Genomic DNA, 23,335 nt, shown 5'->3' with positions numbered 1-23,335 from the left:
ATAACGCTGCTTGCATTCATGTAGTATATTTATTTATATTAATGAACAGAATATTTGAAACACTCCAAAACTTCATCCTAGAACTTGTAAACGGTATGCTCGTTAGAGCACATTTGCTTGAAGAGTATATGTTTAATAAGAGAAAAAAGGCCAAGGAATGCGATCTATCTTATTAGAAGATTGGGTAACCTTAATGTTATCCAATGTAAAATACCCAAGGTCTGGGAAAAAGATTTCTGGGGTTGCCATTGATAGTCGACAGGTGCGACCTGGAGATTTATTTTTCGCTCTTTCTGGACAATGCACGGATGGTCATCGTTTCCTCAAACAAGCAGCGCAATCTGGAGCCGTAGCCGCCGTCGTTTCTAAAGATTACCAAGGAGATTCCTTTGGTTTAGAATTAATAGTTGTGAATGACACTACAGAAGCTTTAAAAGAAGCTGGAGAAAGTCAAAGTCACCTATTTCAAGGAACAATTGTAGGGATTACCGGTTCCATAGGGAAAACAACGACTAAAGCCTTCGCGAAAACTTTTCTTTCTTCCGTGTACCGGGTGTATGCTAGCCCTAAAAGCTATAATTCCCAACTTACCGTTCCTTTAAGTTTGCTCATGGCAGATGGAGACGAAGATTTTGTCATTTTAGAAATGGGAGTTTCTGAACCAAAGAACATGCAGGATTTACTCTCTATAGTAGAACCTGAGGTTGCTGTAATTACTAATATAGCAGATCAACATGTTATGAATTTCCCAGATCAGGGTGTGCAAGGCATTGCAGAAGAAAAAAGCCATATTTTACGCAATAGTCGTGTGCAACTTCTTCCTAAAGACTCTCCTTGGTATTCTTACTTCATGAAACAGTCTGTCTCTGCTGAGAAGTTTTCTTTTGCTTTTTATGATGAGACCGCTGATTTTTATTACAAGGCTATTCGTAAGGATAGCGTAGTCATCAGTACTCCTGAAGGGGATATAGATTTCGCTGTAGCCTTCCCATACAAGCCAGCTTACAGTAATTTGTTAATTTCTCTGTCTTTAGCATGGCTTCTTGATGTCCCTGTCGATAGAATTATTCATTCCTGTTGTGATTTACAGCTGCCTCCTATGCGTTTTGAGCAAAGTGTTCGTAATGGTATTCAAATAATCAATGATGCATACAATGCTTGTCCAGAGGCAATGATTGCTGCTTTGGATGCAATTCCTAATCCTTCAGAAGGAGGGAAAGTCATACTTATCTTAGGCCATATGGCAGAATTAGGAAATCATTCTGAGGAAGGCCATACCGTGGTTGCGAATAAAGCTTTATCTAAAGCAAGTATTATTTTCTTTATTGGAGAAAAGTGGTTGCCTATTCGGCATCTATTAAAACACGACACTTGTGAAGTTTCTTTCTACCCATCTGCTCAGGGCATAGAAGAGATTTTAAAGAAAGTCGTCCAGCAAGGGGATATTGTCTTGCTAAAAGGATCACGATCTTTAGCTTTAGAATCTCTATTGAGCTGTTTTTAATTTTCAATACTTTAACTTATGAATTCTGGATTTTATCTTCATGAATCTTTGATTTTTTTTCTGTTCACAGTATGTGCTCTCGCATTTATTCTCGGGATCTTCTTAGGCAAGCCCGTGATACGCTGGCTGAAGAAACGCAATCATTATGATCAAGTACACAAAGAATACTGTGAAAAATTAGAAGTTCTTCATCAGGATAAAAAACATACGCCTACAGCTGGAGGCATTCTTTTTTTTCTCGTATTGTTATTCACGATTTTTTTTTGGCTGCCCTTAGGGAAACTCTCAACATGGTTATTTGTGTTTTTGATAATCAGTTGGACCAGTCTAGGGTGGTACGATGATATAGTGAAAAAAAGAAAAAAGAAAGGCCATGGTATCTCAGCAAAACAGAAGTTTGTTTTGCAGTTGGTGATATCCGCAGTGATCACTACAGCAGTGATGTTTATATATAAAGGTACTTCTCTATTTTACACTTTACGAGTTCCTTTTTTCGGGTCTATTTCTTTCGGGAATTCTGTTTTAGCGCAGTTTTTTTATTTTGTTCTAGCCGTATTGGCTATCGTAGGAACGGGTAATGCAGTAAATCTTACTGACGGTCTTGACGGTTTGGCAACAGGAACCACGTGTATGTGTGCGTTTGGTTTGCTGGTTGTTGCCCTTACAAGCACTACACTACCTCTCGCAACTGATGTCTCTATACTATTATCTGCATTGCTAGGAGTCAGTCTGGCGTTTCTAAAATACAATTGTTCTCCGGCACAGGTGTTCATGGGAGACACAGGATCCTTATTGATAGGAGGCATGTTGGGCAGCTGTGCTGTTATGCTGCGTGCAGAATTACTGTTGATTTTACTGGGAGGGGTTTTTGTTGCAGAAGCAGGGTCTGTAATTTTACAAATTGCTAGTTGCCGGTTAAGGAAAACGCGTATTTTCCTATGCTCCCCATTACATCATCACTACGAGTATAAAGGTATCTCAGAAACTCAAGTGGTTAAGCGTTTTTGGATGGCAGGATTTTTCTTTATGGTTTTAGGGATCATCGCAGCATTATGGAGATAATTTGTGAATAAGCGACGTGTCTTAGTCTTAGGATCAGGTGTTACAGGGAAATCTGCAGCAGAGTTTCTCCGTAATCGAGGAGATTACGTTATTGGTATCGATGGATCTTCAGAGGCCCTAAATTCTTGCCAGTTCTTTTGTGAGCGTTATTTAGATAGCGCCGGAGAATTCCCTGAAGATATAGACCTATGTGTACGTTCCCCAGGGATCAAAACTTCACACCCTGTTATCGTAGAAGCCAAACATAGAGGGATTCCTGTTGTTACTGACATACAGTTAGCGTTTCAAGATCCTGAATTTCATCGTTATCCTTCCATTGGAGTTACAGGGTCCGCAGGGAAAACCACAACCGTGTTGTTTTTAGTCCATCTCCTACGTTCTGTTGGGATGTCTGCTTGTGCTATGGGGAATATTGGTTTTCCGATACTTCAAGCCATGTACCAGAAAGGTATCCGCGTTGTGGAAATGAGCTCGTTTCAATTGGCAGAACAAGAAATAGAGATCCCTGTGCTTTCCGCAGCTACTATTTTAAATATTTCAGAAAACCATTTGGATTATCATTACACCCTACAAGCCTATAGCGAAGCAAAAAGTAATATTGTGAAATGTTTGCAATCTCCTGAATCTTTATGGGTTGGTGATGGCGTTTCCTTTGGGAAATCCTATCTAGACTCTACTAGGGAAATCAATTTAGTTTTAGATAAAGGGAGTGCATTAAAACCATTATACTTGCATGATAGGAATAATTATTGCGCAGGCTACGCTTTAGCTAATGAAGTGACCAAAATTCCTTTGGAGGCGTTTTTAGAGGCTGTTCTTACGTTTGATAAACCTCCCCATAGGATAGAATATCTGGGAGAAAAAGATGGCGTGCGCTATATCAACGATAGTAAGGCTACAACTATGAGCTCAGTAGAAAAGGCTCTAATAGCTGTAAAAGAAAACATTATTGTTATTTTGGGAGGAAGAAACAAAGGGAGTAACTTTGCTTCTTTGATTCCAACCCTTACTCAAACTGTAAAACATATTGTGGCTATGGGAGAGTGTCGGAAAGAGATTGCCCAAGCTTTATCTAGTAGTAATCTTCCTTTAACGCAAGCTCGAGATCTACAAGAAGCAGTCAATGTAGCCCAGAGTATAGCACAGCCTGGTGACGTAATTTTATTATCTCCTGGATGTGCAAGTTTTGATCAGTTTCGGAGCTTCGAGGAAAGAGGAGATTGCTTTAAGCAATTAGTAGGTGAGATGGAGGCATTAAAGATATGAACCGTAGAGATACGATTATAATCGCGACTTTAGTGAATGCTGTTTTGGTGCTAGTACTCTTTACTACAGCAAAGCATGCAGATAAAAAGAATGCAGATGTATTATGCCCTCCCTTACCTGCGAAACTTGTTGAATTTGCCCCTCCTCCTGTAGAAAAAGTACAGGAAAAAGTTGAGAAGATCGAAAAACCTGTCGTAGAAACGGTTCCACAGCGCGTTTCTAAAGAAGAATTCGCTGTGCAATTTGCAGAAAATAAGCCTGTGGTTGTCAAGGCTCCTCCAACACCTAGTGTTCCTCAAACAACTTCTCCTGTGCCAGTTGCAAGTCCTACACCTATAGAACCCAGCACCCAAGTTGCTAAAGAAACCCCTAAGAAGGAAGCCTACGCAACGGTTGTTGTCAAGAAGGGAGAGTTCTTAGAACGTATTGCTAAGGCAAATCATACAACTGTGGCTGTGCTTATGCAGATCAATGATCTCTCTTCCACGCAATTGAAGATAGGGCAAGTATTGAAAGTCCCTGTATACGATAAACAAGAAACAACTAAGAATCCTCAAGTGAAAGTAGCGAGTGCTGAGGATTTTTATACTGTTCAAGAAGGAGATAGCCCTTGGACTATAGCGCTACGTAATCAGATTCGTCTTGAAGATCTATTAAAAATGAATGATCTTGACGAACAAAAAGCTCGTAAACTAAGACCTGGGGATCAGTTGCGTATACGGTAATTTCTCTCTAGGCCTAATATGAAATGGTTTATAGTTTCTTGTTTGTTAGGGATTTTTTCCCTAGGTCTAGTCATGGTTTTTGACACTTCTTCTGCAGAAATTCTCGATCGTTCGCTTCCTTGTAGTACCCATAAGGCTTTAATCCGCCAGATTACCTACTTAGGATTGGGATTAGGTCTTTCTACTTTAGTTTATATAACAGGTTGGAAAGATTTTCTAAAAATGAGCCCCACATTATTGTTCATAGCAGGATGCGCACTTGTAGCTGTTTTGATTCCTGGTGTCGGGGTGTGTAGGAATGGAGCAAAGCGATGGTTAGGTATAGGACAACTGACTTTGCAGCCCTCAGAGTTTGTAAAATATCTTGTTCCCTGCGTAGCTATCGAATATCTGGTATTTCGCCCTCAGTATCGAGAAAATTTCAAACTATTTCTTAAGCTCACTACTACACTGTTTCTTCCTATTGTACTTATTGCTATAGAGCCTGACAACGGTTCCGCAGCTGTAATAGCTTTTTCTTTGATCCCTGTATTTATTATGACAGCTGTGCGTTTGCGTTATTGGTTACTTCCGTTGTTATGTATTCTTGTTGTGGGCGGCGTTCTTGCTTATAGAATGCCTTATGTGCGACATCGTTTAAATGTTTATCTGCATCCAGAATTAGACATTAAAGGTCGAGGACATCAGCCATATCAAGCAAAAATCGCCGCAGGGTCAGGGGGATTATTTGGTAAAGGCCCAGGAGCTAGCCTGCAAAAGCTTACCTATCTTCCAGAAGCACAAAATGACTATATCGCTGCAATATATGCAGAAGAATTTGGCTTCTTAGGTATGCTACTTTTGATTTTGTTGTATATGTATTTTGTTTACGGTGGTTACGTAATTGCTATCCGAGCCTCTTCTTTAGAAGGAGCTTCTTTGGCTATAGCCGTAACGGTAATTATTGGAATGCAAGCTTTTATGAATTTAGGCGTTGTGTCAGGATTATTACCGAGTAAAGGAGTAAATCTCCCTTTTTTTAGTCAGGGAGGATCCTCTCTGATTGCGAATATGTGTGGTGTTACATTGCTATTAAGGGTGTGCGATGAAGAAAATCAACAAAATAGCTTTAGCTGTCGGAGGCTCGGGAGGACATATCGTCCCCGCTCTAGCAACAAGAGAAGCATTTTGTAGAGAAGGTGTAGATGTGCTTCTTTTGGGTAAGGGTTTAGATAACCACCCAAGCCTTGGAGAACAGCAGATACTGTATAAAGAAATTCCCTCAGGATTGCCGACATTTGCGCGACCTATCACTGCTATCCGGAGAGCATGTTCCCTATATGCAGGATATAAAAAGGCAAAAAAAGAACTCCTTATTTTTGATCCCGATGTTGTCATAGGTTTCGGTAGTTACCACTCTCTGCCGGTATTGATGGCAGCATTGAAAAAGAAAATCCCTATATTTTTACACGAGCAAAATGTTGTTCCAGGTAAGGTAAATAAGCTGTTTTCACGTTTTGCTAAGGGGGTGGGTGTATCTTTCTCACCTGTCATTAAGCAATTTGCATGTCCAGCTCAAGAGATTTCATTACCAAAAAGAGCGTTTTCCTCTTTTAATCCTATTGTAGAACGCCTAACTTCCCATTCTCCAACGATTTGTGTTGTAGGAGGATCTCTAGGAGCAAAGACATTAAATGATCATGTCCCACCGGCACTTGTTGAGGTTGCCAAGGATTACCCAAATATGTATGTTCATCATGTCGCAGGACCGAAAGGTGATATAGTTTCCATACAGCATGTCTATAGTCGTGGTGGCGTGTCCTTTTGTGTAAAACCCTTTGAGCATGACATGCTGAGTGTCTTACTTTCATCAGATCTTGTAATTAGTCGGGCTGGAGCTACGATTATGGATGAATTGTTGTGGGCACAAAGTCCTTCTATACTTATCCCATATCCGGGAGCTTATCGACATCAGGAGGAAAATGCAAAATTCCTTGTCTATACGATAGGAGGAGGATCGATGATCCTCGAAAAACAGCTTTCTAAAGCAGTTTTAACTAAAAATATTTTGCTTGCTCTTGATCCTAAAACTATTAAAAATAGGCGAGAAGCTTTGTGGGCTTATTATCAAAACAAATCTTCTAAGCCTTTTTATCAATTTATATGTGAATGTTTATAGGGTAATCTATGGATAGGAAAATCCACTATCATTTTATAGGTATCGGCGGAATAGGAATGAGTGCACTAGCTCATATTTTATTAGACCGGGGATATTCCGTATCAGGAAGTGATTTAAATCGAGGAGCCATTATCGATAAGCTTGTGGCCAAAGGGGCACGGTATTTACAAGGGCATGATAAACATCATATTCCTGAAGATTGCACTATCATCTATGGATCAGGGATCGCTAAGGATAACGTAGAATATCTAGAAGCTGTAAGGAAACAGTTACCCATACTCCATCGTTCTGAACTTCTCGCTTTTTTGATGCAAGAACAAACAAGTATTTTAGTTTCAGGGAGTCATGGCAAAACGACAGTATCTTCGTTAATCACCGCCATTTTCCAAACAGCAAAAAAAGATCCTTCCTATGCTATTGGAGGTCTGAATTCTCTATCTTTGAATGGTTATTCAGGAAGCTCAGAGTACTTTATAGCGGAAGCTGATGAAAGCGACGGCTCTTTAAAACACTATCTTCCTAAAGTTGCTGTTGTAACCAATTTAGATAATGAACATCTCAGTAATTTTGAAGGGAGTAAGGAGAAACTTGCTTTAACAATTGAAGAATTCACTCGTAAGGTTGAAGATCCGCGTTTATGTTTTTATAATGGCGATTGCCAAGAACTTAAAGGAAGAATCTCAGGAACATCTTATGGATTTTCTCAAGATTGTAACTTACGTATACATTCCTATTATCAAGATGGCTGGCGCTCGCTATTTTCTCTGTCTTTCTTAGGGAAAGATTACTTGGACATAGATCTTAACCTTATCGGTAAGCACAACATTGCAAACGCTGCTGTAGCTATGGGTATAGCATTAACTTTGGGTATTGATGAGGAAAGTATTCGAGAGGCTCTTAAGAACTTTTCTGGTATTCAAAGACGTATGGAAAGAAAGAATGTTTCAGAGAAATTCTTATTCTTTGAAGACTATGCACACCATCCTTCTGAGATCTCTTGCACTCTAAGAGGATTACGAGATGCTGTTGGCTTGCGTCGTATAGTTGCGATATGTCAACCACATAGATTTTCTAGATTGCAATATTGTCTGGAAGATTTTTATAAAGCTTTTCAAGATGCTGATGAGGTGATTCTCACTGATGTCTACAGTGCTGGAGAAACTGCATTAGATTTACCGTCTCCTGAGAAATTAGCAGAGACGATTTCCTTATCCTCTCATGTACAATGTAGCTATGTTCCTTATGACAACATTATCCCATACCTGCAACAAGAAATACGCGTTCATGATGTGTGTATATCTTTAGGAGCTGGAAATATTTATACCGTAGGCAATGCTTTAAAGGATTTTGAACCTAGGAAGCTCGCAGTTGGAGTTGTCTGTGGAGGGAAGTCTTGCGAACACGATATTTCTTTGTTGTCTGCGAGAAATGTCGTTCGGTATTTGTCTCCTGAATACTACGATGTGCAATACTTTATTATCGATCGCCAGGGATTATGGTCAAAAGTCTCCACTATTGAATGTGAAGATTATGAAGGGAAAGGTCATTACGTCTTGTCTTCAGAGATAACAGAGGCTCTTACACATGTAGATTTTATCCTTCCGATATTACATGGCCCTTTTGGAGAGGACGGTACGCTTCAGGGATTTTTAGAAATTATCAATAAGCCCTATGCTGGACCCTCTCTGCTCTTTTCCTCAGTCACTATGGATAAGATTATGACAAAACGCCTTGCAGCTTCTGTAGGTGTTCCCGTGGTTCCTTATCAGCCATTGACTTTACATGCTTGGAAAAGAACTCCAGAGTTATGTATGCATAAGATTTCAGAGGCCTTTACTTTTCCTATGTTTGTGAAAACTGCACATTTGGGATCGAGTATTGGGGTTTTTGAAGTGCATAATGAAGAAGAACTAAAAGCAAAAATATCTGAAGCTTTCCTATATGATACAGATATTTTTATCGAAGAAAGTCGTTTAGGATCTCGCGAAATTGAAGTGTCTTGTCTCGGAGACTCCAGTAGCTGTTACTATATTTCTGAACCACATGAACGTTGTGGTGAGAAAAGATTTATTAGTTATGAAGAGAAATATGGATTAAACGGTAGAGCAAGCGCTCAAATACAATACGATTTGGATCTCTCCGAAGAATCTAAAATAAGAGTAAAGGAGTTCACAGAACGTGTGTACCGTGTGATTCAAGGACAAGGTTCATGTAGAGTCGATTTCTTTTTAGATGATGAAGGAAATTTTTGGCTTTCTGAAATGAACCCTATTCCAGGAATGACACAGGCAAGTCCTTTTCTTCATGATTTTGCCCGTTTAGGATGGACTTTTGAACAAATCATTCATCAATTGATTATATCAGGGCTACATAAGTTTGATCGGAAGAAAAAGGTCGGAAAGACTTTGAATAAGCAGTGTCTATTAACTGCGAAGAGCTAAAAACTCCGCAAGGGGTCTTTAGCTATTGCCAAACTCTATAGTATTAAAAAGAAAAGTAGTGAATATTATTCAGAATGGTGATTATGACTGCATTCATGATGAACTGAAGATACTTCTATATCTTCGTCTTCCGCTGAACAGCAATTGCCTCGGCCACAACATTGATGGGCCATCTCTGACTCGCTAGAGTTGTTTGAATTAAGACAAAAACTACCGGAAACATCCTCACTTTCGTCAACAGATTCTCTGATCCCCCCTGGTTGGATCAAGTCAATTTGTATCTTCTTTTTTAATCTCGCGCACACACGTCTAAGAATAGTTCTTAATGCATGTATTGTATTTCCCCGTCTACCTATGATCTTCCCTATATCATCGGGAGCCACACGTATCTCTAACTTTATAGATTCACCTGACTCATCCTGAATAGAACGAATTTCCACAGCTTCAGGATCAGCAACTAAATTCTTTACGATATATGCTACAAACTCTTCCATAAAATCCAAATTAAATTGAGATGTGGAAAAAAAGAATAAAACACTTATGTATCATTCAAAGTTCCTGAAAAGATTATACCGAATTTCGAAAAAACGTCAAGATTTATTCATTTCCTGAGATGTTTGTGGGGCAGTTTCCAGAGATAACCACTTTAAATATTCTGCATTTCCATCATCAATTTTGATGAAAATGATTTCCGGAACGTCGTAAGAGCACAAAGAACGAATGGTTTTGGATACCTCAGGAAATCGTGAACATAGCGTTTTGATTTGCATGTGGTATTCCTCAGAAACATAGAGCTGGCCTTCCCATATGTACGTAGATTTCCCTTTTGGGAAAACATGTACACAAGCCGCTAACTTTTGAGTGACTAAAGTGTGAGCGATAAGTTCAGCTTCTTCTTGAGAAGGTAGTTGAGTCAAAATGATTATAGGAGTCATAGCTTACTTAATAATAGGTGACAGGGGAATCTTAAATCGTAAATGTGGCAGTCTCTAGATTGCATCACTATAGTACATTGAGAGAGATGATAATTTTTTAATCCTGCATGTATCGTGTGGTATTGAAACCTGAGAAGATTTCCAGAAGATAAAGAAACGGTTATTTCCATAGGGTAGATATCCGTAAGAGATAAATCAATCACCACAGGAGGATCTTCTTTGAGTTCTTCAATTAGAAGAGATGCAATGTCTATTTTCCATGAAGGTAAAATAGAAGATTCTACATCTTTTTGTGGGAAAAAAATCTTAGGAAGTTTTTGTGTTTTAAAAAAAGGTTGGCAAGGGAAACGTTCCCCAGAATGGTTGATTAAAGTATTCGTTTGGTTGCCTAAATAGCCTATAGGGGTGTGTAAAGCATAAAAGATGATGATTCCTTTGTTGTCTGGGACTTTCTTTATAGATACCGAAGAAAATATCCCTAGATCTTTTAACGTGGCTTCTGCTTGCTTAATTGTAAATTGATGTAGGAAAGTAGGATTGTCCGCAGATAATTGTAGTGTCTCTGAAAAAATAGCCTCAGGAATTCTAGAAGGAGATGAAGAAATCAGGAAAATATTTTTAATGGGAAGAGCTTTTGTTGTAGGAAATAAAAAAGTCTCGGGAAACAAAAGCCAATGAATGGTAGGAATAAAAATTAGGATACTAAGGAAAATACATAGGAATGCGTAAGATAAAGAATATCTTGGTCCAGGAGAAAAAAGCATTTTTATAAAGCTTCTTACCATGGCTGCGCATTGTTTTTTATTTTTATCGTAAATAATATCGCTAATATTTGCGAGATACTATTTGGAGTTGCTTTTATGGATTGGTTAACTAAACAGTATGGGGATGTTCTTGTTGTCTCTTTAGAAGGGGCGTTAGATGCTGTTTCTGTGCCCCAAGCAGAAGCATTTCTAAATAAGAAAGTTGAAGAAGGTAAGCATAAAATCGTACTCAACTTCCAATACGTGACTTATATGAGTAGCGCAGGAATCCGCCTTTTATTTTCATTGTCTAAATCTTTACAGTCTCGTCAGGGTCTTCTTTGTATTTGTTGCGTTTCTAATTTGGTGGCAGATGTTATTCGTATAGCAGGCGTCGATCAACTTTTGCCTGTTTGCCAATCAGAACAAGAATGTTTTACTAAGTTTTAACCCCGGTGCATATGCGTGCTCCTGAATTCCAAGTGAATGCGACGACATCTACGGGATGTGATGTCTGCTTAGATCCTCAAAAATCATTTGCAAAATTGTTTAAGCGCACTGTGATTTTACTTGCGGGACCTACAGGATCCGGGAAAACAGATGTTTCTTTAAAGCTAGCACCTATGATTGATGGGGAAATTATATCTGTTGATTCCATGCAAGTCTATCGGGGTATGGATATCGGCACAGCGAAAGTGTCTTGGGAGGATAGACAGCGCGTTCCTCATTATTTAATCGATATCTGCCATGTCCAAGAACTTTTTAATTCCGTAGATTTTTATTATCAGGCAGTGCAGGCATGTCAGAATATCCTCTCTAGAAATAAAGTCCCTATTCTTGTCGGTGGCACCGGATTTTATTTTCATACCTTTCTCTCAGGGCCTCCTCAAGGGCCTTCTGCAGACTGCGATTTCCGCGAGAAATTAGATCTTTATATTCAGGAGCATGGTTTATCATTGTTATACGAAAACCTTTGCCTGAAAGATCCTGAATATGCTCGTACAATTACTAAGAATGATAGAAACAAAATCGTGCGAGGTTTAGAAATTATCCATTTAACAGGGAAAAAAGTGTCAGACCATAAATGGACTAGGGAAGTTGGAGAATGTAGGGAGTATAATTGCCGAGGATGGTTTTTATCACCGCCTAAAGAGCTTCTGCGAGACACTATCCAATTGCGTTGTCAAAGAATGCTCGAAGATGACTTAATTGATGAGGTGCATAGATTACTCAAGCAGGGGATCAGAGACAATTCCTCAGCATCAAAAGCTATAGGCTATAGAGAGTGGATCGAATTTATTGATCAGGGTTCTCCCGCAGAAGCTTATGAAGCGGTTAAACAAAAATTTATAGCGAATACTTGCCATTATACTAAAAAACAAAGGACCTGGTTTAAACGCTACCCTATATTTCGAGAATTACCTAACTTAGGATTAACCGCAGAAACTCTAGCAGCAAAGATAGCAGAGGATTATTTTCTTCATGGTTGATAAGAGGGCGTTTCTATATGTTCATAGAAAGTATTCCTCTCAACAGGGATAAATCCTTCTGCAGCAATCATAGCTCGAGTTTCCTCTTCAGAACTCTTTAACGTCCATCCCGTACATTTGTGAACGCTCTCATCAATGATCGTTCCCCCAAAATCATCGGCCCCATAATGTAATCCACGAGCTCCGTGTTTTTTACCTTCTCCAAACCATGAAGCAGCGATATGTTCAAAGTTATCTAAGAAGATTCGAGCGATTGCGAGAATACGATAATACATCTCCGGAGGTGCTTGGTGAGGAACCCTACGTCCTAAGGCGGTGTTCCCAGACTTATAGCTCCAAGGAATGAAGCTATAAAACCCAGGGGTTTCGTCCTGAGCATCCCTTAGAGATTGCAGGTGCAAGAGAATATCATGAGCGTTTTCTATATGCCCAAACATCATTGTGGCTGTAGAGCGGAACCCTAAACGATGGGCAAGCTTGTGGAAATTAATCCATCCATCGGGCCCCATTTTTTTTGGCGATAAAATTTTGCGCACGCGTTCGGAAAGAATTTCAGCGCCTCCTCCAGGAATCGTCCTCTGTCCTGCATTCCAAAGCCTCATTAAAGCTTCTTCGTTACTCATTCCTGATACAGAGGCTGCGTGTGAAATTTCTACTGCAGAGAAAAAGTGAGGGTGGATAGAGGGGAATTCTTGTACTGTGATCCGTACATATTCTTCAAGATAGTCTATCCCCAACTGCGGATGAACTCCTCCCTGAAGAAGCACAGTTTTAACTCCCATAGATATATATCGTTGCATTAAAGAACGAAATTTGTCAAAAGAAAGGAGATATGCGTCAGAAGCATGAGGCTTTCTATAAAATGCGCAAAAAGTACAATCAATTTTACAAATGTTGGTGTAGTTAGGGTTGGCGTCTAGGACATAAGTGACTTTATCATCAGGATAGCGCTGTTTACGCAAAATATTTGCAGCTTCCTGTAGTTTTTCTAAAGGACTTGTTCTAAATAACTCCAATCCCTCGTCAAAGGAAATTCTAGTAAATAAGTTCATAAAAACGATTGACGATAATGTAGTGCGGGGGCAAACTTTATCTTCTATTCATTATTTCTTTGTCAAGCCCTACACCCTAAGTTGTTATTATGGATACTTCAGACAACAGCTTTTATTCTTCAGAAGCAAAACAAGGTTCTATAGTGGTTTCTAGTGAGGAATTGAAATTCAAAAGTGATGATATTTCTAACGCCGCGATGACTAATGAATCCTTTACCATATTTACTCAAGAGTTATCTGTATTCTCATCGATAGAAGAGCAGGTGACTTTTAGTCTAGAGAAAATGGAACAAGCCTTAAGAAACAACCAAGGAGCAAATTTAAAGTTGTTTTGGGCGATAAGAAAGCACTGTCTTCCATTATTCCATCAAGTAGAAAACGTTGGTAAGCGGGCTGAATTTTGGCGACGCTATATTGATTTAACGAAAGAAGGACGGCATATTAAATCCTTACAAGATGAAGAGGGGACTTTTGTCGTTGGACAGATTGAGTTGGCTATATCTTGTCTAGAGCAAGATATAACGAATTTCTTAGAAGGAACCAACCCCCTAACGGTGCAAGAAGAGCAGTCGGTGTTTTTAGAAACCCAGACGTTAGAGAAGAGGAAGAGTTTTTATAAGGAGTTACATACCTCATTAGTGTGGTTAAGTAGCTTCTCAGCAAGAATTATTGATTTGCGCAAAGAGCTCATGAATGTTGGCATGCGTATGCGATTAAAAAGCAAATTTTTCCAACATTTATCGTCTCTAGGAAATCAAGTATTCCCGAAAAGAAAAGAACTTATTGAGAAAGTTAGTGACGCTTTTTCAGAAGATGTTGAGTCTTTTGTTGCTAAATATTTTTCTCGTGCAGATAAGGACGCATTAAAGCGTTCCGTTTTTTTTTTACGGAAGGAAATCAAAAATCTACAGCAGGCTGCTAAATGCTTAGCTGTTTCTTCTACTGTCTTTTCTGATACACGTTTGAAGCTCAGTAAATGCTGGGATCAACTCAAAGGTTTAGAAAAAGAAATCCGTCAAGAGCAAAGTCGTCTAAGAGTGGCATCTGCTGAAAACTCTAAAGATGTCCGAGAGCAACTCGCAGGTATAGCTCAAGTATTGGAAGAGGGCGGTGACCTTTTTAGAATTCGCAAGGATTTAGACGCCGCTGCAAAGCGTATACGGTCTCTTGATTTAATTCATGATGATGTTGTTGCCTTGAAGGCAGAACTACAAGTTTTGTTTGAGAAGCTCAAAGAAAAACAGGATGCTGCCGAACAGGTATATCAAGAGCAATTAGCTAGAGATAAACAGATTCGACAAGAAGCAATAAAAGAGTTAACTGAAAAGATTAAACTATTTTCTGAAAGATGCACTTCTGGGGATATTCACTCAGAAACGCGATCCGAGTGGCAAGAGTTGAAAGAATCTTTAACTAAGGCAGCTTTCTTATCTGCCTCAGAGCGGATTTCTTTAGATAATCGATTGAATTTAACTTTACAGCATATAACAGCATATTTTGAAGAACAACTGCTGTCTTCTCCTGATTCTCGTGAAAAGCTCACAAATATGCGACAAGTTTTGTCCCAAAGACAAGAGCGTCGTAAGGAATTAAAAGATAAACTAGAGCAAGATAAGAAACTTCTGGGATCTTCGGGCCTAGATTTCGATCGTGCTATGCAGTACAGTGCTCTGGTTGAAGAAGACAAACGTGCTTTAGAGGAACTGGATCAAAGTATCCTCGACTTGAAGCGCCAAATTCAGCAGTTAACATGAGACGATCTTGTATTTATGCTTTTGATTTAGACGGTACGTTGCTATGAGGAAATAGCAGTATAGGGTTTTATAAATACGCTCTAGAGCGTCGCTTATTCTCTTATAAAACCCTTCCTTCTTGTTTTTTCTCTTTTCTTCGTTTTCGATTTTTTTTTAGACTTACCCTCATTTTATTCTCGGATAGTCTCTTCATTACTCTCATCGGTTGCATTTGAGGATCTTTCTGCTACAGCCTGCGATTTTGCACAGACGCTGGTAAAAAAAGATTTTTATACGCCAGCTTTAGAAAAATTTTATGAAGCTTTGGAGGATTCTTCAGGGGAAGTCATGATCTTTTCCTCCTCGCCAGATTTCATTGTCAGACCAATAGCGGAAAAGTTAGGAGCCAACGTATGTTATGCTTCAAAGTATCAAGGATTTTCTAGAGGGCAAACGCTTGCAAATCAATGCCTAACTGGAGATAATAAAGCTAGAATACTTAGCCATCTAAAAAAAATAGGACGGGCGAGAAGTCATACTTTCTCAGACCATATTCTTGATTTGCCTTTTCTTCTTCTAGGTGAGGAGAAGACAGTGGTCCGGCCTAGAGGAAGACTTAGAAAAATGGCAAGAAAGTATTATTGGAATATTATTTAACCTAAGAAAAAAAGCTCGACCTTATCTTAGATAATCGAGTATTCTCGTGCCAGTTTCTATGGAATTATTTTGCTTTGATTTATTAAAAGTAATTGCCAAAGTTATTGATAACAAAAAAGGTAATAATCCTGTTGTCTTAGATGTTCGTGCCATTTCTCAGCTCACAGATTACTTTATTTTTGCTGAAGGGAATGTGGGTGTACATGTAAAAGCTTTAGCAGATACGATTGTACAAGAATTAAAAGAACATAATGTCGCTCCTCTACATATAGAGGGGTTAAGTCATGGCGACTGGGTAGTTATAGATTATGGATTTATTGTCATCCATTTGTTTATCTCATCCATTAGAGAACAGTATCGATTGGAAGAACTTTGGAAGGATGGTTCCATTATTACATCCAAGCTTCTAGCTTCTTAACAGGGTAGAATAACTTTATGAGTAAAAAACGTGTAGTAGTCACGGGATTGGGCGTTGTTTCTTGTTTAGGGAACGAAATAGACACCTTTTATGATAATTTGCTTGCTGGTGTTAGTGGTGTTCATACAATCACTTCTTTTCCATGCGAAGATTATGCTACGCGTTTTGCCGGTTGGATCCCTGAATTTAATCCCGAACCCTATTTAGATAAAAAGCAAGCACGAAGAGTTGATCTTTTTATTACTTACGCAGTAGTTGCAGCTAAGAAAGCGATTGCGATGTCTAGATGGGATAAAGATAATCTTCCAGCTGATCCTCTCCGTTGCGGTGTTATCATTGGTTCTGGTATGGGAGGATTACAGACACTGGACGATGGTATGGAACGTCTTATTCTTGGTAATAAAAAACTCTCTCCGTTTTTCATACCTTACATTATTACTAATATGGCTCCTGCCCTTATTGCTATGGACTTTGGGCTGATGGGTCCCAACTATTCCATATCTACAGCTTGCGCGACTTCAAACTATTGTATAGATGCCGCCTATCAGCACCTTGTTGCTGGACGCGCGGATATGATCGTTTGTGGAGGCACCGAAGCTGCCGTGAACCGTGTTGGATTGGCAGGTTTTATTGCTAATCGCGCTTTATCAGAAAGGAATGATGCCCCTCAAGAAGCCTCTCGTCCTTGGGACAGAGATAGGGATGGTTTTGTCATTGGTGAGGGAGCCGGAATTTTAGTTTTGGAAACCTTAGAAAACGCTTTGAAGCGAGGAGCTCCTATATATGCAGAGATCCTTGGTTCATATACTACTTGCGACGCTTTTCATATTACAGCTCCTAGAGATGACGGAGAAGGGATCACCTCATGTGTTCTCGGGGCTTTAGAAAGTTCTGGTATTCCTAAAGAACGCGTAAACTATATTAACGCTCATGGTACATCAACTCCTTTAGGGGATATATCGGAAGTTTTAGCATTGAAAAAAGCTTTCGGTAGTCATGTGAAAAAGCTGCGAATGAATTCCACAAAGTCACTTATAGGGCATTGCCTGGGAGCTGCTGGGGGCGTCGAAGCTGTTGCGACAATTCAAGCAATTCAAACGGGGAAATTACATCCTACGATTAATTTAGAAAATCCGATTGCGGAAATTGATGATTTTGACGTAGTTGCGAACAAAGCCCAGGATTGGGATATAGATGTCGCTATGTCGAATTCTTTTGGTTTTGGTGGACATAATTCAACGATATTATTCTCGAGGTATATACCCTAATTATGATAAAGACAAAGTATGAATACTCTTTTGGTATTATTCCCATAAAGTTTTTTGGTACTCCTGATAAAAGTACACTAAAAGCTTGTTTTATCTGCCATACCCAAGGCAAGCATTGGGGGTTCCCTAAAGGCCATTCTGAAGATAAAGAAGGTCCTCAGGAGGCTGCAGAAAGAGAGTTAGTTGAAGAAACTGGCTTGAGTGTAGTCAACTTTTTCCCAAAAGTTCTTGTAGAACACTATTCTTTTAATGATAACGAGGTATTTGTTCGTAAAGAAGTCGCCTACTTCTTAGCAGAAGTTCAAGGGGATGTACATGCAGATCCGAACGAAATTTGTGATGCTCAATGGTTAAGCTTTCAAGAAGGTATGCGATTACTGAGCTTCCCTGAGCTTAAGGAGATTGCTGTAGAAGCAGATAAGTTTATCAACAGCTATCTCTTCTCTTTCTAAGTTAAAGAATGTAAGGAGAGGAGCCTCCTCTCCAGAAACATTGGTTATATGGTTGTTTTCTCTCTAACGAATTTATTCAAATAGTCTTCGTGTGCTAGTTGAATTACTTTTTGTGCCTCTTTCTTTCCGTAAATCCCTACAATTTCAATTTTTGCTGGTTTTGCATTGATCAAGTGTTCTGGAGTAGCTTTATAAGTTAGAAAATAATGCTGGATCATATCAATAACGGTACAAGGACAGTCAGAGATATCTTGCATCTCTGAAAATACTAAATCGTCTTCAAGAACAGCGATAATCTTATCGTCGGCTTCTCCGGAGTCAATAATGCGCAGACCACCAATAGGACGTGCTTGAAGCAAGATATTGCCGTGCGTGATATTTTTTTCTGTAAGCACGCAAACATCTAAGGGATCATCGTCACCGCGGATATCTGCTTTCAGACTTTGTTCTCCGCTATATTTTCCAGAAAGTTCCCCACAATATGTTCTAGGTAATAATCCATATAAACAAGGACAGAAATTAGAAAATTTCTGAGGGCGATCTACTTTCAATAGACCTGTAGCTTTGTCTAACTCAAACTTTACAGAATCCTGTGGCGTAATTTCTATATAACAACATAGAGATTCGTAGTTATCTTGGGTTAATATAGGACCGTGCCAAGGATGCATGATCGATAAAGATGGTTTTTCAGACATAAGCGACTCTCATTATACTCTTTTTTTTATTCACTAGTTTTTCTGAGTACTCTAGAGTAACACGAGAAGAATTTTAAGAGAAGGGAGAGGGTTTAGTTAATTGACTTTTAATTAAAACTATACAATACTCGCATGTTATAATTACAAATACTTCTACTTTAAGATTATGAAATATCCTCTAGTGTTTAAAGATCTGCATATAGAAGATTACGAACGTGTAATCGAAGTTACTTGTGAAGAGGTTCAGTTACATGCTGTAATTGCCATTCATCAGACACTAGTGGGTCCAGCTTTGGGCGGAGTTCGTGCTTTTAGTTACGATTCCTTTGACGATGCCTTGACCGACGTTTTGCGTTTATCAAAGGGTATGACATATAAGGCTGTTCTTAGTGGGACAGGGACCGGTGGAGGGAAAAGTGTGATTATTCTCCCTAAAGGGATGACGCGTCCTACCGAGGATATCCTTAGGGCTTTCGGTCAAGCAGTAGATTCTCTCAACGGACAGTATATTGCAGCAGAAGATATGGGAGTCTCTGTCAGTGATATTAATATTATCAACCAGGAAACTCCTTGGGTATGCGGTATAGAAAGCGTGAGCGGTGATCCTTCAATTTATACAGCTCATGGCGTCTTTTTATGTATCAAGGAAACTGCAGAGCAGTTATGGGGGAGTTCTTCTTTAAAAGGAAGGAAGATCGGAATCCAAGGTCTTGGTTCTGTCGGTAGAAAGCTGTTACACTCGCTCTTTTTTGCAGGTGCAGAGTTGTATGTTTCCGATACAAATCAAGCTGTTCTTGATGAAGTGACCAAATTCTATGGGGTTACTGTTGTCCCTGTAAATGCATTCCCTACATTAGAATGCGATATTTTTGTTCCCTGTGCATTCGGTGGAGTGATTAATAGAAGTAATGTCTATAACTTACGTTGTCGTGCTGTTGTAGGGGCTGCAAATAATCAATTAGAGAATCCTTCTTTAGGCGCTGTGCTTCATGCTCAAGGAATATTGTATGCCCCAGATTATCTAGCAAATGCTGGTGGCTTGTTGAATGTAGCTCTTGCTGTTGGAAAAGCCTATTGTCCCAAAACAGTCTTACAAAAAGTGAGTCAACTGCCTTTAATTCTTAAAGAAATTTATCAGCAAAGCGAAGATACCGATCAAGATACCGTAATTTTATCAGACAGTATTGTAGAAGAAAAACTGACAGCTTACATTTAGTAAGCTAGCAAGTTTTCTTCAGAAACAATGTTTGCTTGTTCTTGTAAGGCGTCTAACGTAATTCTGTGAATTTCCGCATTCCCGGAAGCTAGAATTATGGGATGGTTTTCTAAAATGAAATCTTCTCGACGATAGTTGAGCGAATTTCCAAAAATATCGGAAACTACGCCCCCAGACTCTTCTACTAAAAAAGCCCCTGGAGCATGATCCCACGCTCTTGCTTGAGAAATAGCAAAGGGGTAGCGGATAAAAAAGTCTACAGCGCCTTCAGCAACCATAGCATATTTGTATTGACTGTCAACTCGACAAGCTTGGGGTTGCCCTGGCAAGGAGAGACTTAATAAGCGTGTAGCGTGGTGCTGTTGGTTACGTGCAGCTAGAGATGCTTCACAAAACTTCCCCGTTAGCGTTTCTCCAGATTTTAAATAATGCCGAGTTTCAATTGCCGTACCAAATAAAGAAACCCCATAGTTTTTAGCAGCAGAATAGATTTTAAAAGTATGGCGGTCTGTGCATGGGCACGCCATAACCGCGAGTATAGGCTTATCCTCATAAATTAAGGATACTGCAGAGGCAAAAAAACGGTTTTTAATAAATCCTGACGTACCATCAATAGGATCAACAAGCCAGTATAAAGTCGAGGCTTCTTGATTGGGGCTTAATGTTTCTAAAAGATCCTCAGGTGTCACCTGCGAATCTAGTCTGTGAATGAATTCTAAAATACTATTAATTTTATGTTTATCGCTTACAGGGTCTAAGACTTCTTCCCCGATAAACGGAATATGTGGAAAAGTTGTTGATAGCTTTTTTTGAAGGCAGTATTGGACAGCATAATCTGCGGGTGTGACAAAAGACCCGTCGGGTTTTGTCCAGAAAGGGACTAGCGGAAGGCGTTGTCGATAATGGATTAACTCGGCGATGGTTTTCTCAACTATACTTTCTGCAACTCTTTGATAGTCTAGTAAATGAGACGGCATAGCGATTTTTTTCCTAAGTATTAGTTAAACCATATTATCAAAAGATAGGATTATGATAAACTTACTAGAGGGGTTGTAGGCGAATTTGTTATGAGAAAGGGTTACCTATGATACTTAAGGTATGGCGAACTATTTATGAAGCTACGTATGCTTTTCTGGTTGGCTTTGCTCTGAAGTTGCGCTACAAGATAAAATTAGAAGGTCTAAAGTCTATAAATCCTAACCCTAATCAAGGGTGTCTATTTTTATCAAATCATGTAGCCGAAATTGATCCTGTAATTCTTGAATATTTATTTTGGCAGCGTTTTCATTTGCACCCCCTTGCTGTGAGTTATTTATTTAAAAATTCTGTAGTTCGTTGGTTCTTAAATTCTGTTGGCGCCATACCTGTTCCTACAGTTGTTCCTGGAAGAGAATGTAAAAAAACTGTCGAACAGATGGAACATTTTTATAATCAAACGATTCGTGTCTTGGATAATCAAGGCAGTGTATTGCTGTATCCTTCCGGAAGGTTATCAAGAAATGGCAAAGAAGAAATAGTTAATCAGTATTCGGCATACGTGTTATTGCATAAATCTAAGGAGTGCAACGTATTTTTGATCCGCATTAACGGATTATGGGGGAGCGCTTTCTCAAGATATAAAACTCAATCTACCCCTAAGTTGAGCATAGTATTCAAAGAGGCTTTGAAGTCCCTGTTGCGACGGGGGATATTTTTTATGCCAAAACGCTCTGTGAAAGTGACAATACACCAAGTAAGTAACGAATTCTTGAAGCAATTTCCCACGAAACAGGATTTGAATGCTTTTCTTTCTTCGTGGTTTAACGAAGATACAGAAAGTTTTCCTATAGAAGTTCCTTATGCCTAATATAAGGGAAGGGTATATGCATAAGCGTTGGAATTATTCTAAAAAGCGTCGTATAGGTCTACGTGATGGACGGACTGTTTTAGAGAAGTTTTTAAAACTCTGTTCAGAAATGGGATCAGCAGCTAGTTGCTGGGATGAGCAATTAGGGATTTTGTCTTATGATGATATGCGTAAGGCAATTATCGCGTTGTCTTTAAAAGTATCTCAATATACCGGAAAAAATATCGGGATCATGATGCCAGCCTCTGCTGGGGCTTATATTGCTTATTTCGCTGTGCTGTTATCTGGGAAAATTCCTGTCATGATCAATTGGAGTCAGGGACTTCGAGAAATGGAAGCATGTATTGCTCTAGCACATGTAGATCATATCCTAACTTCGAAGCAACTGGTCGCGCACTTACATGAGATTCACGGTGACGGTGTAGAGTATCCAGCAAAGCTCATTTACATGGAAAATATACGTAAACAACTTTCCCTTTGGGATAAGATGCGTATAGCTTTTTATCTATCTCTCCCGCCCAACTGGTTATTGGGGTTGTTCAATCTTTCAGAGCAGAATCAAGAGGATATTGCCGTTATTCTATTTACATCCGGGACAGAAAAGCTCCCTAAAGGAGTTCCCTTAACCCACGCAAATCTTATAGCGAATCAAAATGCCTGTTTAAAATTTTTTGATCCCGTAGAAAATGATGTTATGATGTCATTTCTTCCCCCATTCCATGCTTATGGGTTTAACTGTTGTGCTCTCTTCCCTATGCTTGCAGGATTGCCTTTAGTTTTTTCTTATAATCCTTTGCAGCCCAAAAAGATTGTGGAGTTTATAGATAAGACGCACGCTACCTTTTTAGGGAGTACACCTATCTTTTTAGATTACATTTTGAAAACAGCTAAAAAACAAGAATCTACTTTAAGCTCTTTGCGTTTTGTTGTTGTCGGAGGAGACGCTTTTAAAGATTCTTTAAGAGATAAGTCTGAGAGAAATTTTCCTCATACTGTTCTTCGTCAAGGATATGGTACCACTGAGTGTTCTCCTGTGATTACGGTTAATGATGAGAAGAGTCCCAAAAACGAACGTTGTGTTGGTGTCCCTATTGAAGGTATGGATATTCTGATTGTTTCAGAAGAAACTTATGTCCCTCTGTCTTCTGGAGAAGTGGGTTTAGTTCTTATTCGAGGTACCTCACTGTTTCCTGGCTATTTGGAAGCAGATCCTGATCAAGGTTTTGTACATCTTGGAGGCTCCAGTTGGTACGTGACAGGAGACCTAGGGTATTTAGATAGAAATGGTCAGTTGTTTTTACAAGGTAGACTTAGTCGTTTCGTAAAAATTGGTAGCGAAATGATTAGTTTGCAGGCTTTAGAAAACTTACTCATTGAAGGTTTTGGGCTGCCTGATGAGGAAGAGGATGTTTCTTTGATCGTTTGTGGTATACCCGGAGAGAAAGTCAAACTCTGCTTATTTACGACGTTTTCTACCAGTCTCAATGAAGTAAATGATATCCTAAAAAACTTGAAAACAAGTAGCATAATGAAAATATCCTATCAGCATCAGTTGGAATCTATCCCGATGCTGGGCTCAGGAAAACCTGATTACCGAGCTTTAAATTCTCTAGCTCTTTCTCTGTTTCATGGGGACTAAAACGACACTTGAATAGTTAAAGATACTAGATTTCA

General features: G+C 39.3%; 23 protein-coding genes. 17 read left to right on the top strand and 6 right to left on the bottom strand.

What is annotated here, in order from left to right; genetic code table 11:
- The first annotated feature begins 157 nt into the window (after positions 1-157).
- The 7 genes from FI836_RS01925 to FI836_RS01895 are packed head-to-tail and all read left to right on the top strand — an operon-like array spanning position 158 to position 9,156.
- A complete protein-coding gene (locus FI836_RS01925) occupies positions 158-1,504 on the top strand; it encodes a UDP-N-acetylmuramoyl-tripeptide--D-alanyl-D-alanine ligase (protein ID WP_006343526.1) in 1,347 nt (448 codons plus the stop codon).
- An 18-nt stretch (positions 1,505-1,522) separates the two neighbouring features.
- On the top strand, positions 1,523-2,566 hold the full coding sequence (gene mraY / locus FI836_RS01920; RefSeq protein ID WP_006343525.1) for a phospho-N-acetylmuramoyl-pentapeptide-transferase: 1,044 nt from the start codon (positions 1,523-1,525) through the stop codon (positions 2,564-2,566).
- Between the two features lie 3 nt (positions 2,567-2,569).
- The gene (gene murD, locus FI836_RS01915; protein ID WP_014944015.1) at positions 2,570-3,832 is read left to right on the top strand and encodes a UDP-N-acetylmuramoyl-L-alanine--D-glutamate ligase; all 1,263 of its coding nucleotides are present in this window, start codon (positions 2,570-2,572) and stop codon (positions 3,830-3,832) included.
- Entirely contained in the window at positions 3,829-4,557 is a 729-nt protein-coding gene (locus tag FI836_RS01910) for a lytic transglycosylase (RefSeq protein ID WP_014944014.1), read from the top strand. Before murD ends, FI836_RS01910 begins: the two co-directional genes overlap by 4 nt.
- Before the next feature lie 18 nt (positions 4,558-4,575).
- Complete coding sequence (gene ftsW / locus FI836_RS01905) at positions 4,576-5,730, top strand: putative lipid II flippase FtsW (protein ID WP_013462742.1); 1,155 nt, start codon at positions 4,576-4,578, stop codon at positions 5,728-5,730.
- A complete protein-coding gene (murG, locus tag FI836_RS01900; protein ID WP_017006914.1) occupies positions 5,642-6,715 on the top strand; it encodes an undecaprenyldiphospho-muramoylpentapeptide beta-N-acetylglucosaminyltransferase in 1,074 nt (357 codons plus the stop codon). Before ftsW ends, murG begins: the two co-directional genes overlap by 89 nt.
- 8 nt (positions 6,716-6,723) lie before the next feature.
- The gene (locus FI836_RS01895; protein WP_006343520.1) at positions 6,724-9,156 is read left to right on the top strand and encodes a bifunctional UDP-N-acetylmuramate--L-alanine ligase/D-alanine--D-alanine ligase; all 2,433 of its coding nucleotides are present in this window, start codon (positions 6,724-6,726) and stop codon (positions 9,154-9,156) included.
- A 65-nt stretch (positions 9,157-9,221) separates the two neighbouring features.
- Here the strand turns inward: FI836_RS01895 and FI836_RS01890 are convergent, their stop codons facing one another.
- The 3 genes from FI836_RS01890 to FI836_RS01880 form a co-directional block, all read right to left on the bottom strand.
- Positions 9,222-9,650 (bottom strand): KH domain-containing protein, encoded by a 429-nt coding sequence (locus FI836_RS01890; protein ID WP_014944012.1) that lies wholly within the window; start codon positions 9,648-9,650, stop codon positions 9,222-9,224.
- Positions 9,651-9,746: 96 nt separating this feature from the next.
- A complete protein-coding gene (gene cutA, locus FI836_RS01885; protein WP_006343518.1) occupies positions 9,747-10,091 on the bottom strand; it encodes a divalent-cation tolerance protein CutA in 345 nt (114 codons plus the stop codon).
- Positions 10,088-10,876 carry a cell division protein FtsQ gene (locus FI836_RS01880; protein WP_017006907.1) on the bottom strand — a complete coding sequence of 263 codons (789 nt, stop codon included), beginning with the start codon at positions 10,874-10,876 and terminating at the stop codon, positions 10,088-10,090. The genes cutA and FI836_RS01880 overlap by 4 nt, the downstream gene beginning before the upstream one ends.
- 75 nt (positions 10,877-10,951) lie before the next feature.
- Here FI836_RS01880 and FI836_RS01875 point away from each other — a divergent pair, with 75 nt between their 5' ends.
- The gene (locus tag FI836_RS01875; protein ID WP_006343516.1) at positions 10,952-11,284 is read left to right on the top strand and encodes an STAS domain-containing protein; all 333 of its coding nucleotides are present in this window, start codon (positions 10,952-10,954) and stop codon (positions 11,282-11,284) included.
- Positions 11,285-11,295: 11 nt separating this feature from the next.
- Complete coding sequence (gene miaA / locus FI836_RS01870) at positions 11,296-12,324, top strand: tRNA (adenosine(37)-N6)-dimethylallyltransferase MiaA (protein WP_139934566.1); 1,029 nt, start codon at positions 11,296-11,298, stop codon at positions 12,322-12,324.
- Here miaA and mqnC read toward each other — a convergent pair.
- Positions 12,315-13,376 (bottom strand): cyclic dehypoxanthinyl futalosine synthase, encoded by a 1,062-nt coding sequence (mqnC, locus tag FI836_RS01865; RefSeq protein WP_006343514.1) that lies wholly within the window; start codon positions 13,374-13,376, stop codon positions 12,315-12,317. The genes miaA and mqnC overlap by 10 nt on opposite strands.
- Before the next feature lie 89 nt (positions 13,377-13,465).
- Here mqnC and FI836_RS01860 point away from each other — a divergent pair, with 89 nt between their 5' ends.
- From FI836_RS01860 to FI836_RS01840, 5 genes are all read left to right on the top strand, one after another.
- Entirely contained in the window at positions 13,466-15,130 is a 1,665-nt protein-coding gene (locus tag FI836_RS01860) for a hypothetical protein (protein ID WP_014944388.1), read from the top strand.
- Positions 15,131-15,232: 102 nt separating this feature from the next.
- On the top strand, positions 15,233-15,766 hold the full coding sequence (locus FI836_RS01855; protein WP_306686377.1) for a haloacid dehalogenase-like hydrolase: 534 nt from the start codon (positions 15,233-15,235) through the stop codon (positions 15,764-15,766).
- Positions 15,767-15,824: 58 nt separating this feature from the next.
- Positions 15,825-16,184, top strand: a complete 360-nt coding sequence (rsfS, locus tag FI836_RS01850; RefSeq protein ID WP_013462736.1) for a ribosome silencing factor — start codon at positions 15,825-15,827, stop codon at positions 16,182-16,184.
- A 17-nt stretch (positions 16,185-16,201) separates the two neighbouring features.
- Complete coding sequence (gene fabF, locus FI836_RS01845) at positions 16,202-17,452, top strand: beta-ketoacyl-ACP synthase II (RefSeq protein ID WP_006343509.1); 1,251 nt, start codon at positions 16,202-16,204, stop codon at positions 17,450-17,452.
- 2 nt (positions 17,453-17,454) lie between these two features.
- Entirely contained in the window at positions 17,455-17,904 is a 450-nt protein-coding gene (locus FI836_RS01840) for a bis(5'-nucleosyl)-tetraphosphatase (RefSeq protein WP_006343508.1), read from the top strand.
- 44 nt (positions 17,905-17,948) lie between these two features.
- On the opposite strand, the gene FI836_RS01835 is transcribed toward FI836_RS01840, so the two are convergent.
- Positions 17,949-18,599: an inorganic pyrophosphatase gene (locus FI836_RS01835; protein WP_006343507.1), complete on the bottom strand. Its 651-nt coding sequence runs from the start codon at positions 18,597-18,599 to the stop codon at positions 17,949-17,951.
- Between the two features lie 166 nt (positions 18,600-18,765).
- On the opposite strand from FI836_RS01835, the gene FI836_RS01830 reads away from it, so the two are divergent.
- The gene (locus tag FI836_RS01830) at positions 18,766-19,815 is read left to right on the top strand and encodes a Glu/Leu/Phe/Val dehydrogenase family protein (RefSeq protein ID WP_006343506.1); all 1,050 of its coding nucleotides are present in this window, start codon (positions 18,766-18,768) and stop codon (positions 19,813-19,815) included.
- On the opposite strand, the gene FI836_RS01825 is transcribed toward FI836_RS01830, so the two are convergent.
- Positions 19,812-20,792 (bottom strand): inositol monophosphatase family protein, encoded by a 981-nt coding sequence (locus FI836_RS01825; RefSeq protein WP_006343505.1) that lies wholly within the window; start codon positions 20,790-20,792, stop codon positions 19,812-19,814. The two genes, FI836_RS01830 and FI836_RS01825, sit on opposite strands and share 4 nt — an antisense overlap.
- A 107-nt stretch (positions 20,793-20,899) precedes the next feature.
- Between FI836_RS01825 and FI836_RS01820 the strand changes: the two genes are divergently transcribed.
- Both FI836_RS01820 and FI836_RS01815 read left to right on the top strand, forming a co-directional pair.
- A complete protein-coding gene (locus FI836_RS01820; RefSeq protein ID WP_006343504.1) occupies positions 20,900-21,661 on the top strand; it encodes a lysophospholipid acyltransferase family protein in 762 nt (253 codons plus the stop codon).
- A gap of 16 nt (positions 21,662-21,677) precedes the next feature.
- Entirely contained in the window at positions 21,678-23,300 is a 1,623-nt protein-coding gene (locus tag FI836_RS01815) for an AMP-binding protein (RefSeq protein ID WP_006343503.1), read from the top strand.
- Positions 23,301-23,335 lie beyond the last annotated feature (35 nt).

The sequence above is a fragment of the Chlamydophila parapsittaci genome (assembly GCF_006385615.1).
Taxonomy (GTDB): Bacteria; Chlamydiota; Chlamydiia; order Chlamydiales; family Chlamydiaceae; genus Chlamydia; species Chlamydia psittaci.
This window is presented reverse-complemented; position numbering and strand designations above follow the sequence as displayed.